Origin of the sequence: Methylobacterium trifolii (assembly GCF_022179685.1) — a bacterium.
GTDB classification, from domain to species: domain Bacteria; phylum Pseudomonadota; class Alphaproteobacteria; order Rhizobiales; family Beijerinckiaceae; genus Methylobacterium; species Methylobacterium trifolii.
The window spans coordinates 29,362-44,872 of the sequence record NZ_BPRB01000120.1 but is presented as its reverse complement, the minus strand read 5'-3'; the positions used below and the strand labels follow the sequence as shown (position 1 = coordinate 44,872).

At 68.7% G+C, this 15,511-nt stretch carries 13 protein-coding genes; 9 read left to right on the top strand and 4 right to left on the bottom strand.

Annotated elements, in window-relative coordinates; all coding sequences use genetic code 11:
• Nucleotides 1–165: 165 nt before the first annotated feature.
• Nucleotides 166–1,638 carry a DUF2252 domain-containing protein gene (locus tag COGEMETH_RS11785; protein WP_373875350.1) on the bottom strand — a complete coding sequence of 491 codons (1,473 nt, stop codon included), beginning with the start codon at nt 1,636–1,638 and terminating at the stop codon, nt 166–168.
• Between the two features lie 417 nt (nt 1,639–2,055).
• Here COGEMETH_RS11785 and COGEMETH_RS11780 point away from each other — a divergent pair, with 417 nt between their 5' ends.
• From COGEMETH_RS11780 to truA, 4 genes are all read left to right on the top strand, one after another.
• A complete protein-coding gene (locus COGEMETH_RS11780; RefSeq protein ID WP_238182753.1) occupies nt 2,056–3,567 on the top strand; it encodes an ATPase domain-containing protein in 1,512 nt (503 codons plus the stop codon).
• Nucleotides 3,564–5,618, top strand: a complete 2,055-nt coding sequence (locus COGEMETH_RS11775; protein WP_238182752.1) for a PAS domain-containing hybrid sensor histidine kinase/response regulator family protein — start codon at nt 3,564–3,566, stop codon at nt 5,616–5,618. The genes COGEMETH_RS11780 and COGEMETH_RS11775 overlap by 4 nt, the downstream gene beginning before the upstream one ends.
• Before the next feature lie 299 nt (nt 5,619–5,917).
• Nucleotides 5,918–6,847, top strand: coding sequence for a methionyl-tRNA formyltransferase (gene fmt, locus COGEMETH_RS11770; protein ID WP_238182751.1), 930 nt, complete (start codon nt 5,918–5,920; stop codon nt 6,845–6,847).
• A 28-nt stretch (nt 6,848–6,875) separates the two neighbouring features.
• Entirely contained in the window at nt 6,876–7,634 is a 759-nt protein-coding gene (gene truA / locus COGEMETH_RS11765; protein WP_238182750.1) for a tRNA pseudouridine(38-40) synthase TruA, read from the top strand.
• On the opposite strand, the gene dapE is transcribed toward truA, so the two are convergent.
• From dapE to COGEMETH_RS11750, 3 genes are all read right to left on the bottom strand, one after another.
• Entirely contained in the window at nt 7,619–8,785 is a 1,167-nt protein-coding gene (gene dapE / locus COGEMETH_RS11760) for a succinyl-diaminopimelate desuccinylase (RefSeq protein WP_238182749.1), read from the bottom strand. The two genes, truA and dapE, sit on opposite strands and share 16 nt — an antisense overlap.
• A 34-nt stretch (nt 8,786–8,819) precedes the next feature.
• On the bottom strand, nt 8,820–11,150 hold the full coding sequence (locus COGEMETH_RS11755) for an amylo-alpha-1,6-glucosidase (protein WP_238182748.1): 2,331 nt from the start codon (nt 11,148–11,150) through the stop codon (nt 8,820–8,822).
• A gap of 153 nt (nt 11,151–11,303) precedes the next feature.
• Nucleotides 11,304–12,437, bottom strand: coding sequence for a glycosyltransferase family 4 protein (locus COGEMETH_RS11750; protein ID WP_238182747.1), 1,134 nt, complete (start codon nt 12,435–12,437; stop codon nt 11,304–11,306).
• A gap of 376 nt (nt 12,438–12,813) precedes the next feature.
• On the opposite strand from COGEMETH_RS11750, the gene rpmI reads away from it, so the two are divergent.
• The 5 genes from rpmI to COGEMETH_RS11725 all read left to right on the top strand — a co-directional run bounded on the left by rpmI (nt 12,814) and on the right by COGEMETH_RS11725 (nt 15,500).
• Nucleotides 12,814–13,017: a 50S ribosomal protein L35 gene (gene rpmI, locus COGEMETH_RS11745; protein ID WP_238182746.1), complete on the top strand. Its 204-nt coding sequence runs from the start codon at nt 12,814–12,816 to the stop codon at nt 13,015–13,017.
• 49 nt (nt 13,018–13,066) lie between these two features.
• Nucleotides 13,067–13,438 carry a 50S ribosomal protein L20 gene (gene rplT / locus COGEMETH_RS11740; protein WP_238182745.1) on the top strand — a complete coding sequence of 124 codons (372 nt, stop codon included), beginning with the start codon at nt 13,067–13,069 and terminating at the stop codon, nt 13,436–13,438.
• 152 nt (nt 13,439–13,590) lie between these two features.
• Nucleotides 13,591–14,673 (top strand): phenylalanine--tRNA ligase subunit alpha, encoded by a 1,083-nt coding sequence (pheS, locus tag COGEMETH_RS11735; RefSeq protein WP_238182744.1) that lies wholly within the window; start codon nt 13,591–13,593, stop codon nt 14,671–14,673.
• 18 nt (nt 14,674–14,691) lie between these two features.
• Nucleotides 14,692–14,994, top strand: a complete 303-nt coding sequence (locus tag COGEMETH_RS11730; RefSeq protein ID WP_238182743.1) for a hypothetical protein — start codon at nt 14,692–14,694, stop codon at nt 14,992–14,994.
• Between the two features lie 41 nt (nt 14,995–15,035).
• Nucleotides 15,036–15,500 carry a hypothetical protein gene (locus COGEMETH_RS11725; RefSeq protein WP_238182742.1) on the top strand — a complete coding sequence of 155 codons (465 nt, stop codon included), beginning with the start codon at nt 15,036–15,038 and terminating at the stop codon, nt 15,498–15,500.
• The last annotated feature ends 11 nt before the right edge of the window (nt 15,501–15,511 follow it).

Here is a 15,511-nt window from a genome sequence, read left to right as displayed (position 1 = left end):
TAAACCCAAACGCAAAACCCACCCTAGAAGTTCATAACACGCTCTAGAGCGCCCGTTCAAAAGTGGGACCGCGCCGGGATCGTCGCCACGATCTCGCGCGCGGCCGTGCCCTTCGTATCGACCGATGAATGGTTCGGGTCGCGCCTCTTCCACGGGACCGGCCCCTCATAGACAGGGATCGTCCGCCGCCGTAAGGCGACCGCTCTCGATCGCGGCGAGGAAGGCCCGATAATCGTCCGCGTTCCGCTCACCGTAGGCCTGCGCCCAGTCCGCGAGCGCCTCGCGCAGGTCGAGGTGACGGTCCTTGCCGCAATAGCCGGCGATCGCGGCCGCATCGCCGGTGCGGGCATGCGCGCGGGCGAGCAGCGCCCCGTAGGCCCAGGCGAAGTAGAGCAGCGGCTGCCCGACCATGCAGGAGACCGGAATCTCGCCCTTCATGTTCTTCATCTGGCGCACGTAGAACGGACGGTCGGCGATCGTGGTCCAGCCCAGAAGCGGGTCGCCGACCCCCTGGAGCAGGCGCTGGCCATAGATCACCCGTTCGCCCTCGTGGCTGGCGTAGGGCTCGGGCATCCCGGGCAGGTAGGGCGCGTGCGCCGGGCGCACGGCCTCCTTCACCTGCAGGAAGAGAACGTCCTGGTCCGAGTTGCCGCAGAGCAGCGCGACGTAGGCGCGTGTTCCGACGCTGCCGACGCCGACGACGCGGTGGGCCACGTCGACGACATGGTAGCGGCTCAGCATGAACCGGCGTTCCGGCGGCAACGTTTCGGCATAGTGTTCGAGTCCGGTGATCACGCCGTCCCGGGTCTCTTCGTCGACGCGGGTGAGGATCGGCGGCTCTTCGCGGAACCGCCAGCCGCCGTCGACCCGCCGTTCGCCGACGCGGGCCAGCAGGCTCCGATTGTCCTTCTTGCGGGCCTTCTCGACCGCCTTGCGGACGACCGTCTGCGACTGCGCGTCGATCCGGATGCCCGAGAAGTCGAGCTGGTCGGCCCGCGCCGCCTGCTGCCAGACGTCGAGGGAGCCCTGGGGCGCCAGGTCGGTCATGGTGTGCTGGTAGCCGCCGACCGCGGCCATCACCGCCTGACGCCGCTCGCTTGCCGGAACCCCATCGCCGCGGGCCGCGACCTCGATGCTGGCCACGAGCCGCTTCAGGTCCCACTCCCACGGGCCGATCGTGACCTCGTCGAAATCGTTGAGGTCGAGCACGACGTCGCGCTGCGGCGTGCCGAACAGGCCGAAATTCGCGATGTGCGCGTCGCCGTTCATCACCACCATGATGTCGCTGCGGGAACTCTGCGCGAGATCCCAGGCCATGACGTGGGCCGCCCCACGCAGGAACGCGAAGGGCGACGAGGCCATGCGCGCCACCCGCAGAGGGATCAGGTCGGTCTGGCGCCCCACGTGCGCGTTCTCGATCAAGGCGACCGGGTCCGGCCGGTCGTCGGGCCGGTCGAGGGCGGCGTGTCCGGCATGGGGCACCGCATCGCGCAGGCGCTTGCCGGCGGCCCGGCGCCTGTCCCAGGGCTCGCCGCCTTCACGAAGGTCGATGTGCGGATAGTCGGCCAGCGGTTCCAGTACGACCGCCTCTGCGGCCTCGATAGACGGCTCCTCGCCCTGCTCGGTTCCCGGAAGCATCTGCCGGTTCGTGTCGCTGAAGTCGTTCACTCGGTCCATGGAAGCACGCGGTCCCTGACGGCGTAGGGACAATCTTGGCCGCCCGATATTGTTGCGGGCATCGGGATTAAGCCGCAGCGAAAAGCGTGGGTAACCGGTTCCAAGGCCGCGCGTTCGTAGCCGTTCTCACGATACGGACGGATACGCTCTGGTGCGTGCAACCTCGCCTCCCTTGTCCGAATGCCTGGAGGTCGCCTTGCAGCCGGCGCACCAGCCGCCGGCACCTGGCAACCGTGTGGCGCTTGGCCGTTTATCCTCCGGGTCCGCGGAGACTTATCGGATCGTGCGGCGTTGAAGGCTGACGAACTTTTCCCGAGGAGCCCTTGGCCGTCTTCCAGCTTGGACGGTTGCCGGATGCCCTTTCGTACCGTGGTAGCCATGTCCCCCAAGACCCAGTCGCGTGTCGTCCCCGTTGCCGGAACCACCGTATCGACCGGCATCGCCGGCCTGGACGACGTGCTGGCCGGCGGTCTCATGGCGAAACGCCTGTTCCTGCTGGAAGGCACGCCCGGGACCGGCAAGACCACGCTGTCGCTCCAGTTCCTGCTCGAAGGCGCCGGCCGGGGTGAGAAGGGCCTCTACGTCACGCTGTCGGAGAGCGCCGTCGAGCTCAAGGCGTCGGCGGCCTCTCACGGCTGGTCCCTCGACGGGATCGAGGTCTACGAACTCGTCAGCGAACTCGGCCTCGACCCCGAGAGCGAGCAGTCGATCCTGCACCCGTCGGAGGTCGAACTCGGCGAGACGGTGCGGGAGGTCATGGAGCGCGTCGACGCCCTGAAGCCAACCCGCGTCGTGTTCGACAGCCTCTCCGAACTCCGGCTCCTGGCGCAGAACCCGTTGCGGTACCGCCGCCAGATCCTGGCCCTCAAGCAGTTCTTCACCGCCCGCAAGTGCACAGTCCTGATGCTCGACGACGGCACGGCCGACGTCCAGCTCCACAGCATCGCGCACGGCGTGATCGTATTGGAGCAGAACACGCGCGCGTTCGGGGCCGAGCGGCGGCGGTTGCGCGTCCTCAAGATGCGCGGCGTCAAGGTCCGGGGCGGTTTCCACGATTTCAACCTCGATACCGGCGGCATCAGGCTCTTCCCGAGCCTGATCGCGGGCGAGCATCATGCCGCGTTCGATCCCACCACCGGGTCCACGGGCTCGACCGAACTCGACCTCCTGCTCGGCGGCGGCCTGGTCTCGGGCACCAACACGCTGCTCCTCGGTCCCTCCGGCGTGGGCAAGACCACGACCGCGGTCCGCTGCATGCTCGCGGCGTTGGATCGGGGCGAGAAGGCGACGTACTTCCTCTTCGACGAGGGGCTCGCGACCTTGCTGGCGCGGTCGGCCATGCTCGGCATGGACCTGCGGCCGCACATCGAGAGCGGCGCGCTGACCATCCTGCCGGTGAACCCGGCCGAACTCGCTCCCGGCGAGTTCGCCTGCCGGGTCCGCGAGGCCGTCGAGGACCACGGTTCGACCTTCGTCGTCCTGGACAGCCTGAACGCGTACATCCATGCAATGCCCGGAGAGCAGTATCTCATCCTGCAGATGCACGAACTGCTGACCTATCTGAACCAGAAGGGCGTCACGACCCTCCTCGTCCTCGGCCAGCACGGGGTGATCGGCGACGTGCGGACCGACATCGACCTGAGCTACCTCAGCGACTGCATCCTGCTGTTCCGGTACTTCGAGGCGAAGGGCGAGGTCCGCTCGGCAATCTCGGTGGTCAAAAGTCGCGTCAACGCGCACGAGCGCACCATTCGCGAGATGAAGCTGTCGTCGACCGGCCTCCAGGTCGGGCCGGCACTCGCCGACTTCCAGGGCGTGCTCAGCGGGCTTCCCTCGTATGCTGGCGAGATGGCGATGCTCGAAGGGGCCGCCCCGGAATCCGCGACGTGAGCGTGACGACGGAGGACGAGAACCGCGTCCTGATCCTGGCGCCGCGCGGACGCGACGCCATCGTGATCGAGCAGTTGCTCGCCAAATCCGGCACTGCGGTCACCCGATGCGCCGACGGCCGGGCCTGGGTCGACGGCCTCCGGGGACCGGCCGGCGCCTCGATCGTCACCGAGGAGGCCCTGGCCGACATCGACCCGGCTGACCTGGACGACCTATTGGCCGGACAGCCGCCGTGGTCGGACTTCCCCTTCGTGCTGCTGGCCACACGCCAGGCCGGGCCGCGCACCCCGCGCGCGGCCGCAACCATCGAGCGGCTCGGGAACGTCGTGCTGCTGGAGCGACCGATCAATGCCGAGACACTGACCAGCGCAGTCGCCTCGGCCCTGCGGGTGCGCCGCCGCCAATACCAGGCACGCGGGCACATCGTCGAACGCGAGCAGGCCCAGGAGCGTCTCAGGGTCGTCAACGAGACCCTGGAGCGCCGCGTCGAGGAGCGCACCCGCGAGGTCGAGGCCGCCCGCGAGACCCTCGCGTTCGCCCTCGATTCGGCTGGCATGGGGTCTTGGGACCTCGACCTCGTGCACGACACGGTACGTCGCTCGGGCCAGCACGATGCGATCTTCGGCTACGACGAGCCGGTCGCGGTCTGGGGGATGTCGTTGTTCCTCTCTCACGTGATCCCGGAGGATCGCCCGCAGGTCGAGGAGGCGTTCGCGGCGGCGGTGGGCACCGGCGTGCTCGACGTCGAATGCCGCATCCGGCGCCGGGACGGTGCGATCCGGTGGGTCGCCGCCAAGGGCCGGGCCGAATATTGCGGCGACGGCAGACCGGTGCGCATGGCTGGCGTCCTTCTCGACAGGACCGACCAGCGCATTACCGAAGACGCGTTGCGCCAGGCCCAGAAGATGGAGGCCATCGGGCAGTTGACCGGGGGCGTGGCGCACGACTTCAACAACCTGCTCACGGTCATCGTCGGCGGCCTCGACATGATGATCCGCAAGCCGGACAACGTCGATCGGGTCAAGCGACTGGCCGAGGCAGCGATGAATGCCGCCCGCCGCGGCGAGCAGCTGACCCAACAACTGCTCGCCTTCTCGCGGCGGCAGATGCTGCGGCCGCAGACCCTGAACCCGAACCGGCTGCTCCTCGACTTCAAGCCGCTGGGCGAGCGGGCGGCCGGTGGCGCCATCGACCTGGCCTTCGACCTCGACCCGGCCCTCGACCCGATCCGGATCGACCCCGCCCAATTCGAGGCGGCCGTGCTCAACCTCATCGTCAACGCACGCGATGCGATGGAAGGCGGCGACCGAGAGGAGCGCATCTCCGTGCGCAGCCGAAACGTCCGCCTCGATACCGCGGCGGTCGCCGACAAGGGCGTCCCGCCGGGCGACTACGTCGTGATCTCGGTCGCCGACACCGGTTCCGGCATCGCCCCGGAGGTGCTGGCGCGGGTGTTCGAGCCGTTCTTCACCACCAAGGAGGTCGGCAAGGGGACCGGCCTCGGTCTCAGCCAGGTCTACGGCTTCACCCGGAGCGCCAAGGGCTTCGTCGGCATCGAATCGGACGTCGGGACCGGAACCGCGTTCCGGTTGTACTTCCCGCGTTCCTCCGATCCCGCCGGCCAGGAATCGGGGACGGGCACGGGCGGCCCCTTGCCCCTGCGTCGCGCGGTCGACGGAGACACCGTGCTGCTGGTCGAGGACGACGAGCAGGTGTTGGCCATGGCCGTCGAGAGCCTGGAAGAGCTGCGCTACAAGGTCGTCGTGGCGCGCAACGCGTCCGACGCCCTCGAACACCTCAGGGGCGTCGAACGCATCGACATCCTGTTTTCCGACGTGGTGATGCCGGGCGGGATGAACGGGTCCCAACTTGCGACGGAGGCGCAGCGCCTGCGGCCGGGCCTCAAGGTCCTGCTCACCTCCGGCTACGTGGCCAACCTCGACGAGGGGCAGGTCATCGGCCGCGGCGAACTTCCGGTCCTGAACAAGCCCTACCGCCGTGACGAACTCGCCCGCTCCCTTCGCCTCGTCCTCACCGGTGGAGGTGATTGAGGACTGCGCGTGATCTCCCCCGGACGGAGGCGACCTGCTCCTGTGGTCCGGCGGCATCCGGACCGCGCCCTCACGGGGATACGGTGCGATCTGCGTCGCCTTGGCCTACCGTCTCAAGCGTGGACGCCTCCATGAGAACGGGCGCGGTCCACGACCGCGCGGGTCGAAAGCGCCACACGTTGCCACGAGTCGTGGACCGTGCACGTCGCCATCGGGCATAGCTCCAAGTCGTCGGTTATACGCGCTGCCTGACGCCGAACCGGCATCCGCTTCGGCCGGGAGCGCTTCGAGGGAATGCCATGCGCGTCGTCTTCATGGGCACGCCCGATTTCGCGGTGCCGACGCTCGCGCGCGTCGCGCGGGACGGGCACGCGATCGCGGCCGTCTACACCCGTGCCCCGGCCCGCGCCGGTCGCGGCATGGGGCTGCGCCCCTCCCCCGTGCACGCCCTGGCCGACAGCCTCGGGCTGCCGGTGCTGACGCCGGCCACGCTCCGCACGCCCGAGGCCGCCGAGACCTTCGCCAGCCACGGGGCGGACGTGGCGGTGGTCGTCGCCTACGGGATGCTGCTCCCGCAGGCGATCCTCGACCTGCCGCGGCACGGCTGTCTCAATCTGCACGGCTCCCTGCTGCCGCGCTGGCGTGGGGCCGCGCCGATCCAGCGGGCGGTGATGGCGGGCGACACGGCGAGCGGTGTCGGCGTGATGCGCATGGAGGCCGGGCTCGACACCGGGCCGGTGGCGCTGGAGGCGCGCGTGCCGATCTCCTCCGGAATGACGGCGGGTGAACTCCACGACGCGCTGATGCCGGCCGGCGCCGAGCTGATGGGCCGAGCCCTGGCAGAGCTGGAGCGCGGCACCCTCGCCTTCACGCCGCAGGCCGAGGCCGGCGTGGTCTATGCTCACAAGATCGGCAACGCGGAGGCGCGCATCGACTGGTCGCGCTCCGGGCCGGAGGTCGCCCGCCATGTCAACGGCCTCTCCCCCTTTCCCGGCGCCTTCTTCGAGGTCGACCTCGGCAAGGGCACGGAGCGGGTGAAGCTGCTGCGGGCCGAGGCCGCGGAAGGCTCGGGCGTGCCGGGCACGCTTCTGGATGCCGACGGCACGGTCGCCTGCGGAACGGGTGCAGTGCGCCTGCTGGACCTGCGCCGGGCGGGCAAGGGCGGCAGCCTCGGTGGCCCTGAATTCTTGCGCGGGGCGCGGCTCGTGCCCGGCGCGCGCCTGTCGTGAGCGCCGCCCGCGCGGCCGGCTCCCGCTGATGCCCCGCTACAAGCTCGTCATCGAGTACGACGGTTCTCCCTACCGCGGGTGGCAGCGCCAGCCGGACGCGCCGACCGTGCAAGGGGCGATCGAGGCGGCGGTGACACGCTTCTCCGGCGAGGCCGCCCGTCTCACCTGCGCCGGGCGCACCGATGCCGGGGTGCACGCCACCCATCAGGTCGCCCATCTCGACCTCGCGCGGGATTGGCGCACGGACACGGTGCGCGACGCCCTCAACGCCCACCTGCATCCGCAGCCCGTCTCGGTGCTGGCTGCCGAGATCGTCGCCGAGGACTTCGACGCGCGCCATTCTGCGCTCCGGCGGCACTACCGCTACCGCATCCTCGACCGGCGCAGCCCCACGGCGCTCACCCGCGGCCGGGTCTGGCAGGTGCCCTGGGCGCTCGATCCGGTCCTGATGCACGCCGCCGCCCGACGCCTGCTCGGCCACCATGACTTCACGGCCTTTCGCGCCGCCGAGTGCCAAGCCAAGAGCCCGATGCGCACCCTCGACCGACTCGACGTGGCGCGCGAGCGGTTCGGCTTCTTCGACGAGATCGTGGTGGCGGCCAGCGCCCGCTCGTTCCTGCACCATCAGGTCCGGGCGATGGTGGGCACGCTGATGCTGGCCGGTTCGGGTCGCCTCAGCGCCGACGACGTGGCCGACATCCTGGCCTCAAAGGTGAAGACCCGCTGCGGCCCTCTGGCGCCGGCCTGCGGGCTGACCTTCGTCGGGGTGGACTACCCGAAAAAATAGCGCTCCAGCACCAGCCCGTAGATCGCGGTGAGCCGCTCCAGGTCGGCCACCGCCACGCATTCGTCGGTCTGGTGCATCGTCTCCCCGACCAGCCCGAACTCGATGACCGGGCAGGCATCCTTGATGAAGCGTGCGTCCGAGGTGCCCCCCGTTGTCGAGAGCGCCGGGCGCAGGCCCGTCTCGGCCTCGACGGCCTGGGCCACCAGGTCGACGAAGGCGTCGGGCCGGGTCAGGAAGGCGGGGGAATTGGAGGGCTGGAGGTCGAGGGTGAAGCGGATGGCGTTGCCGGCCGCGACGTCCAGGCGACGGCGGATCTCATCGCCCAGCGTCTGCGCCGTCCAGCCCTCGTTGAAGCGGACGTTGAACACGGCGCGCGCATCGGCCGGGATCACGTTGGTGGCGGCGTTGCCGACGTCGAGCGTGGTGAATTCGAGGTTCGAGGCATCGAAGTGCCGGGTGCCCCCGTCGATCGGGTCGGCGATCAGGCTCGATGCGAGGCGCAGCATCCCCGGGATCGGGTTCTCGGCCCGGTGCGGGTAGGCGACGTGGCCCTGGCGTCCGTGCACGGTCAGCCGACCGGTCAGCGACCCGCGCCGGCCGATCTTGATCATCTCCCCGAGGCGGCTCGGGTTGGTGGGCTCGCCCAGCAGGCAATGGTCGAAGCGCTCGCCCCGCGCCCGCGCCCAGTCGAGGAGCTTGACCGTGCCGTTGACGGCCGGGCCCTCCTCGTCGCCGGTGATGAGGAAGGCGATCGAGCCGGGAAAGTCCGGTCCGCGCGCCTTGAGGAAGGCCAGGGCGGCGGCGAGCATGCAGGCGATGCCGCCCTTCATGTCGGCCGCCCCGCGCCCGTAGAGCATTCCGTCCGCGACCTCCCCCGCGAAGGGGCCGTGCGTCCAGGCGGCCGCGTCGCCGGGCGGCACCACGTCGGTATGGCCGGCAAACAGCAGGCAGGGCGCTCCCGACCCGATGCGGGCGTAGAGGTTCTCGATGTCGGGCTCGCCGGGCTCCGAGAAGACCGGGCGCTCCACCCAGAAACCCGCCGCCGAGAGGATGGCGTCGAGCAGCGCGAGGGCGCCGCCCTCCTCGGGTGTCACCGAAGGGCAGCGGATCAGGGCCTGCGCGAGGCTCAAGGGAGAGGTTTCCGGATGCACGCGTCGTCCCGATCGAGCGATCTGTGGGTCGGGGTTATCGCACCGTCGCCACCTGCGCGTCGCCCCTGCGCCGCAGCACGCTGACGGTGACGTCGTCGTCGTGGCGCTGGAAGCGCAGGTCGAGGTGCGAGCCGCCGAGCTTCACGTTGAAGATCGTGACCCCGTCGAGGAACGCCGGCAGAACCGGATTGCGGAACCGGACCCGGTTGCGGCCGTGGTCGAGTTCGAGGCCGAGGCAGGCGGCCAGGAAGGCGAAGGGCGCGGCCGCCGCCCAGGCCTGCGGGCTGCACGCCACCGGGTAGGAGACCGGCCCGCGCTGGCGCCGCCGCATGAAGCCGCAGAACAGCTCCGGCAGCCGCTTCTGGTCCTGGTAGAGGGCGGTCTCGAACATGCCCTGGAAGATGCGGGCGGCCTCGGCCTTGAGGTCGTAGCGGGCGAGCCCCATGGCGATCAGCGCGTTGTCGTGCGGCCAGATCGAGCCGTTGTGGTAGGACATCGGGTTGTAGCGGGCCTCGCCGCGGGCGATCGTGCGCACGCCCCAGCCGTTGAACCCGTCCTTCGACAGCAGGGTCTCGGCGACGCGGGCCGCCCGCTCCGGCAAGGCGATGCCGGTGAACAGGGCATGTCCTGCGTTGGACGAGCGCACGGCGCACTGCTTCTTCGCGCCGTCCAGCGCCAGGGCGTAGGTGCCGATCTCCTCGTTCCAGAACGCCGCGTCGAATTGTTCGCGCAAGGACCGAGCCTGGTTGGTCAGGGTCTCCGCCAGGGCGTCGTGGCCGAGCATGGCGGCGAGCTTGGCCATGCCGTTCTTGGCCGCATACACGTAGCCCTGAACCTCGCAGAGAGCGATCGGGCCCTTGGCCAGTTGCCCGTCCGCGTGGAAGATCGAATCGTGGCTGTCCTTCCAGCCCTGGTTCTCCAGGCCCTTGTCGGTGTCGCGGGCGTACTCGACGAAGCCGTCCCCGTCCCGGTCGCCGTAATCGTTCATCCAGGCGAGGGCGAGTTCGAGTGCCGGCCAGATGCGGGCGATGGTCTCCCGGTCGCCGGTGACGGAATAGTATTCCCAGGCCAGCATCACGAAGAGCGGCGTGCCGTCGATGGTGCCGTAATAGTGCCGGAACGGCACCTCGCCGAGCATCGCCATCTCGCCGCGCCGTGTCTCGTGCAGCACCTTGCCGGGCTGGGCGTCGGCGGCGGGGTCGACGGCCTTGGCCTGGGTCGAGGCGAGGTAGCGCAGGACGCCCTTGGCGAAGTTCGGGTCGATCCACAGGGCCATCATCGCGGTGATGATGCCGTCGCGCCCGAACACCGTGGAGTACCAGGGGATGCCGGCGAAGGGGTAGATGCCCTCCGGCGTGCGGGTGGCCAGCATGTAGAGGTCGGCGGTGGAGCGGCACAGGGCCTCGTTGAACTGGTCGTTCGACGAGATGATCGTGGTGATGCCGGCGGTGAGCTGGCGCAGGTCGCGCCGGGCGTCGCGGTAGGCGCGGGCGAAGACGTTGCCCTCGGGCAGATCCTTGGGCGGGCGCACGGGCGTGCTGCCGGAGGCGTGCGACAGGCCGGCCGCGGCATGCTCGCCGATGCGCTCGGCGGAGGGCGCGCTGGTGAACGCCTTGTGCGATTCGCAGACCACGCGGATGAAGAGCGAGGCCCGGCCCTCCGGCGCGAGCGACACCGAGAACTCGACCCGGCCCGGCTCGATCAGGCTCGGCTTCGGTCCGAAATGCAGGGCGGTGGTGCGCACCACCTCGTCGAGGCCGACGTAGCGGAACTGGACCTCGCGGTCGCTCGCGACCTGGACCGAGCGCTTGCCACGGTTCGTACGGTCGGTGCCGCGCACCTCGAACAGGTCGCGGTAATCGGCATCGAAGCTGACGACGATGCGCAGGTTGCGGTGGCGCGAATCGTAGGAGCGCAGGCCGATCCGGTCGTAGCAGGCGCCGCGGAACAGGAATTTGGTGCGCTCGATGGCGATGACCTCGCGGGGGATCGAGGTTTCGTCGTGGGCGTCGATGCGGATGTCGGGCGTCGTCATGTCGACGCTGAGCGCGCCGTTGTCGTCCTGCATCACGGAGGAGAGCATCAACGGGCGCTGGCCCTCCACGGTGAACTCCAGCCGCGAGAGGTACCGCGTGTCCTGGAAGTAGAGCCCCTCGGGCCCCGGCAGCACGCCGATGTCGCCGAAGGAATCCAGCACGGCGAAGGCCTCGCCGAACTTCAGGGATCGCAAAGGGCGGTCCACCAGGGAGGTCTGCGCCTCGATGTGGTAGGGCGGCAGCACCTCGTCGGCGTCCTGGAATCCGTGGGCCAGCGCCGCTCGCTCGATCTTGGCCTGCACCGTCGCCGTCGTGTCGTCAGCCGCCATGCCTGGGCATCTCCGGGTTCGAGGGGTGCGAATCGAAAGGGCCGCCGAATCGCTGTCGCGCGATGCGGCGGCCCTTGAGACCGTGTCAGTTAGGCGCTTGTGCGACGCCTGCCAGGGCAGGCACCGCCGTGCAAGGGCGGTGCCGGAAGGCCGTCAGGCCGGCATCGCCGCGACGGCGATGGAAGGACGGGCCGAGCCGTTCATCTCGCCGTAATGGGGCGTGAAGGACGCGGCCTTCGGCAGCTTTATGACCTCGGCCTGGCGGCCGATCAACTCCTCGTAGGCAGCCACGTATTTCTTGACCATGCACTCGGCGGTGAAGGCCGTCTCGAAGTGGCGGCGCACGCCGGCCCGGCTCATGGTCTTGACCTTGTGGACGGCCGCGACCGCGTCGTCCATGCTGTCGCACAGCACGCCGCCCACGCCGTCGGCGATGACCTCCGGCACGGAGCCGTTGCGGAAGGCGATCACCGGGGTGCCAGCCGACATCGCCTCGATCATCACGAGACCGAAGGGCTCCGGCCAGTCGATCGGGAAGGCGAGCGCCAGGGCGTTGCCGAGGAAGTGCTTCTTCTGCTCCTCGTTGATCTCGCCGATATATTCGATCAGCGGGTGATGGATCATCGGCTCGATGACCTCGTCCCAGTATTCCTGGTCCGCCTTGTCCACCTTGGCCGCGATCTTCAAGGGCACGCCGGAACGGATCGCCATCTCGATGGCACGGTCGGGACGCTTCTCCGGCGAGATGCGGCCGAGGAAGGCTAGGTAACCGCCCTTGGCCTCCGGGTAGAACGGGCAGTTCTGCGACGGCAGGCCGTGGTGGATCGTCGAGAGCCAGTTGACGTTCGGCGGCATCGGCTCGCGCTGGTTGTCGGAGATCGAGACCAGGGGCATGCCGGTGAAGGTCTTGTAGACGGGCATGAAGTCCGGCACGTCGAGGCGGCCGTGCATCGTGGTGATGCACTTGTGGTTCAGGTCCTCGAACATCGGATACTGTAGGAGATCGATGTGGAAGTGCAGCACGTCGAACTCGTGCGCCCGGCGGTGTACCTGGTGCAGCATCGCGAGGTGGCTCGCGGTGTGGTCGCGGTAGCCGAGCAGGCGCAGGCCCTCCGGCGTGCAGGCCGCGAGCTTGGCCGACGTTTCCGAATCACCGCTCGCGAAAAGGGTCACGTCGTGTCCCTGGCGGACCAATTCTTCCGTGATCCAACTGACGACGCGCTCTGTGCCACCGTAGAACTTCGGAGGAACGGCCTCCGACAGCGGGGCGATCTGGGCAATGCGCACGAAAGTGTCTCCTGTGAAGGCCGATTTCCCGGGGATTTAACCCGACCCGGTCTGAGTGGGACATGAACGAAACCCACAGCCAAGGTTATGGTTCCTGGCTGGGCGCCCGTCCCGGATCTTTTGGTCCTCCCGCGCGCTGTCCCCGGTTTCCTCGGTCGGATCGCATCGCAGGGTTCGCACCACACCCGGCGGCGGGCGCCGGCTGCGCACGCGGCATTGAAGCGGCGTCTCGTTTCTGTCATAAGCCGGCCCGCGTCGAACCGCCCGGCCGATAGGGCTGCCGTGGCGGTTCGTGCTGCTCCATCAGAAGCATCATCGCGCGTCCCTACCGATCCTCGCGGGTCGGCACCGGGGCCTTTGCGCAACGGAGAGCCAAATGCCCAAGCTGAAGACGAAGTCGGGCGCCAAGAAGCGCTTCAAGATCACCGGGACCGGCAAGGTCATGTACGCCCAGGCCGGCAAGCGCCACGGGATGATCAAGCGGACGACGAAGCAGATCCGCAACCTGCGCGGCACCACCGCCATGTTCGAAGGCGATGCCGCCAACGTGAAGAAGTACTTTTTGCCCAACCAGCGGTAAATCGCTTCACGACGCCGAACTGCTTTAAGTCGAATCCAGGAGAATCCCCATGGCCCGCGTCAAGCGCGGCGTGACCAGTCACGCGAAGCACAAGAAAGTCCTCAAGGCCGCCAAGGGCTATTATGGCCGGCGCAAGAATACGATCCGCATCGCCAAGCAGGCGGTCGAGAAAGGCATGCAGTATGCCTACCGCGACCGCAAGAACAAGAAGCGCACCTTCCGCGCGCTGTGGATTCAGCGTCTCAACGCGGCGGTCCGCGAGCACGGCCTGACCTATTCGCGCTTCATCGACGGCCTGGCGAAGTCCGGCATCGAGGTGGACCGCAAGGCGCTCTCCGAACTCGCCATCCACGAGCCCGCGAGCTTCGCGGTGGTGGTCGAGAAGGCGAAGTCCGCCCTGCCCGCCGCCAAGGCCGCCTGAGCCTCAGCGAACGACCGATCCGACGGGAAAGGCGCGGCGCTCGGGGAGCGCCGCGCCTTCGTCGTTTCGGAAGGCCCGTCCGGCGGCTCCCCTTGCGCGCCGGCCCGCGACAGGCAAAACCACGCCGCGCCTGCCCAGCATCAGTGAACGCGATGACCGATCTCGACACCCTCGAACGCGACCTCCTGGCCCAGGTCGCCGGCGCCTCCGACGAGGCCGCCCTCGACGCCGTGCGCGTCTCCGCGCTCGGCAAGAAGGGCAGCGTCTCCGACCTGCTCAAGACCCTCGGATCGATGACGCCGGAGGAGCGCAAGGCGCGTGGCCCCCTGATCAACGGCCTGCGCGACCGGGTTCAGGGCGCCCTCGGCGAGCGCCGCGAGGCGCTGGCCGAGGCGGCCCTGGAGGCGCGGCTCTCGGCCGAGCGGGTGGACGTGACGCTCCCGGTGCGCGAGGCGCCCGAGACGCGCGGGCGCATCCACCCGATCAGCCAGGTGATCGACGAGGTCACGGCCATCTTCGCCGACATGGGCTTCTCGGTCGCCGAGGGGCCGGACATCGAGACGGACGAGCTGAACTTCACGGCCCTGAACTTCCCGCCCGGCCACCCGGCCCGCGAGATGCACGACACCTTCTTCCTGGCCCCCGACCACCTGGGCCGTCGCAAGGTGCTGCGCACCCACACCTCGCCGGTCCAGATCCGCACGATGCGCAGCCAGGAGCCGCCGATCCGGGTGATCATTCCCGGGCGCACCTACCGCCACGATTCCGACCAGACCCACACGCCGATGTTCCATCAGGTGGAAGGACTGGTGATCGACAAGGCCGCCAACATCGCCAGCCTGAAATGGGTGCTGGAGGAGTTCTGCAAGGCGTTCTTCGAGGTGGACGCGGTCAAGATGCGCTTCCGTCCCTCGTTCTTCCCCTTCACCGAGCCCTCGGCGGAAGTCGACATCCAGTGCTCGCGCAAGGGCGGCGAGATCCGTTTCGGCGAGGGCGAGGACTGGCTGGAGATCCTCGGCTGCGGCATGGTCCATCCGAACGTGCTGCGCAATTGCGGCCTCGATCCGGATTCGGTCCAGGGCTTCGCCTTCGGCGTCGGACTCGACCGCATCGCCATGCTGAAATACGGCATGCCGGACCTGCGCCCGTTCTTCGAGGCGGACGTACGTTGGCTCGACCATTACGGCTTCCGGCCGCTCGACGTGCCGAGCCTGGTCGGAGGGCTGACGGGGTGAGTGTCAGGAGACGATGAGATGTTGACCCTCACCGAGATCACTGAGACGGCTGACGAGGTCCTGCGGGCGGCTCTTGGTCCTTACGGATTCGTCCAGTCCGAAGTCGTCGATGACAGGGATGTCGACGGTGAGGACGCGGTGCGTGTGACGGCCCGCTTCAAACCGGGCTCGGGGCCAGCCAACGGCAAGGCAGCCCTCGAAGCGCTCACCACGTTACACGACGCGCTTCGTGGCAAGGGCGAAGAGCGTTTCCCGTTTCTACGCTACGACTATGCCGACGACGAACCTCTCGACCAGCAGTCCGACGACATCGGCCCATGAGTGCGAGATGCCGCAATCCCCTAAGCGGCGGGTTGCTCGATGTGGCGCTTCATCTCGTGGCAATCCGTGACCGCCGGAAGATTGTCGAGCAAGCTGCCTTCCGACGTGCACTCAGCAGTTCGTACTACGCGGTATTCCACACCCTCTGCGCCGTCGGCGCCGAGGGCCTCGGCTTCCGGTCCGCCCCGTCCGAGGACATTGAGCCGATCTATCGCAGCCTGGAGCATCGGAAGGCCCAGGATGTTCTGGCATCGCCGAAGACACGCCAGCTCCACGAGGACTTGGCGCGGATCGGCAGCGCCTTTATCGAGTTGCGCCAACTGCGCGAGGATGCCGATTATAGCCAGCCTGGCCGCTTCGGCAGCCAGCAGCGGCTCCTGACACGAAATGAGACGAAGACGCTCATCGACCTCGCCGACGAGACGATTCGTATTCTGGACGCACTGCCCATCGATATCCGTCGCAAGCTCGCGGTCGCGCTGCTTGTACGGCCGAGCCGCCGCTAGCACCTGCAAGT

Coding starts and splice junctions, on each gene's coding strand:
- COGEMETH_RS11785 (WP_373875350.1), bottom strand. CDS start 1,638: ATGCTTCCGGGAACCGAGCAGGGCGAGGAGCCGTCTATCGAGGCCGCA.
- COGEMETH_RS11780 (WP_238182753.1), top strand. CDS start 2,056: ATGTCCCCCAAGACCCAGTCGCGTGTCGTCCCCGTTGCCGGAACCACC.
- fmt (WP_238182751.1), top strand. CDS start 5,918: ATGCGCGTCGTCTTCATGGGCACGCCCGATTTCGCGGTGCCGACGCTC.
- truA (WP_238182750.1), top strand. CDS start 6,876: ATGCCCCGCTACAAGCTCGTCATCGAGTACGACGGTTCTCCCTACCGC.
- COGEMETH_RS11755 (WP_238182748.1), bottom strand. CDS start 11,150: ATGGCGGCTGACGACACGACGGCGACGGTGCAGGCCAAGATCGAGCGA.
- rpmI (WP_238182746.1), top strand. CDS start 12,814: ATGCCCAAGCTGAAGACGAAGTCGGGCGCCAAGAAGCGCTTCAAGATC.
- rplT (WP_238182745.1), top strand. CDS start 13,067: ATGGCCCGCGTCAAGCGCGGCGTGACCAGTCACGCGAAGCACAAGAAA.
- pheS (WP_238182744.1), top strand. CDS start 13,591: ATGACCGATCTCGACACCCTCGAACGCGACCTCCTGGCCCAGGTCGCC.
- COGEMETH_RS11730 (WP_238182743.1), top strand. CDS start 14,692: ATGTTGACCCTCACCGAGATCACTGAGACGGCTGACGAGGTCCTGCGG.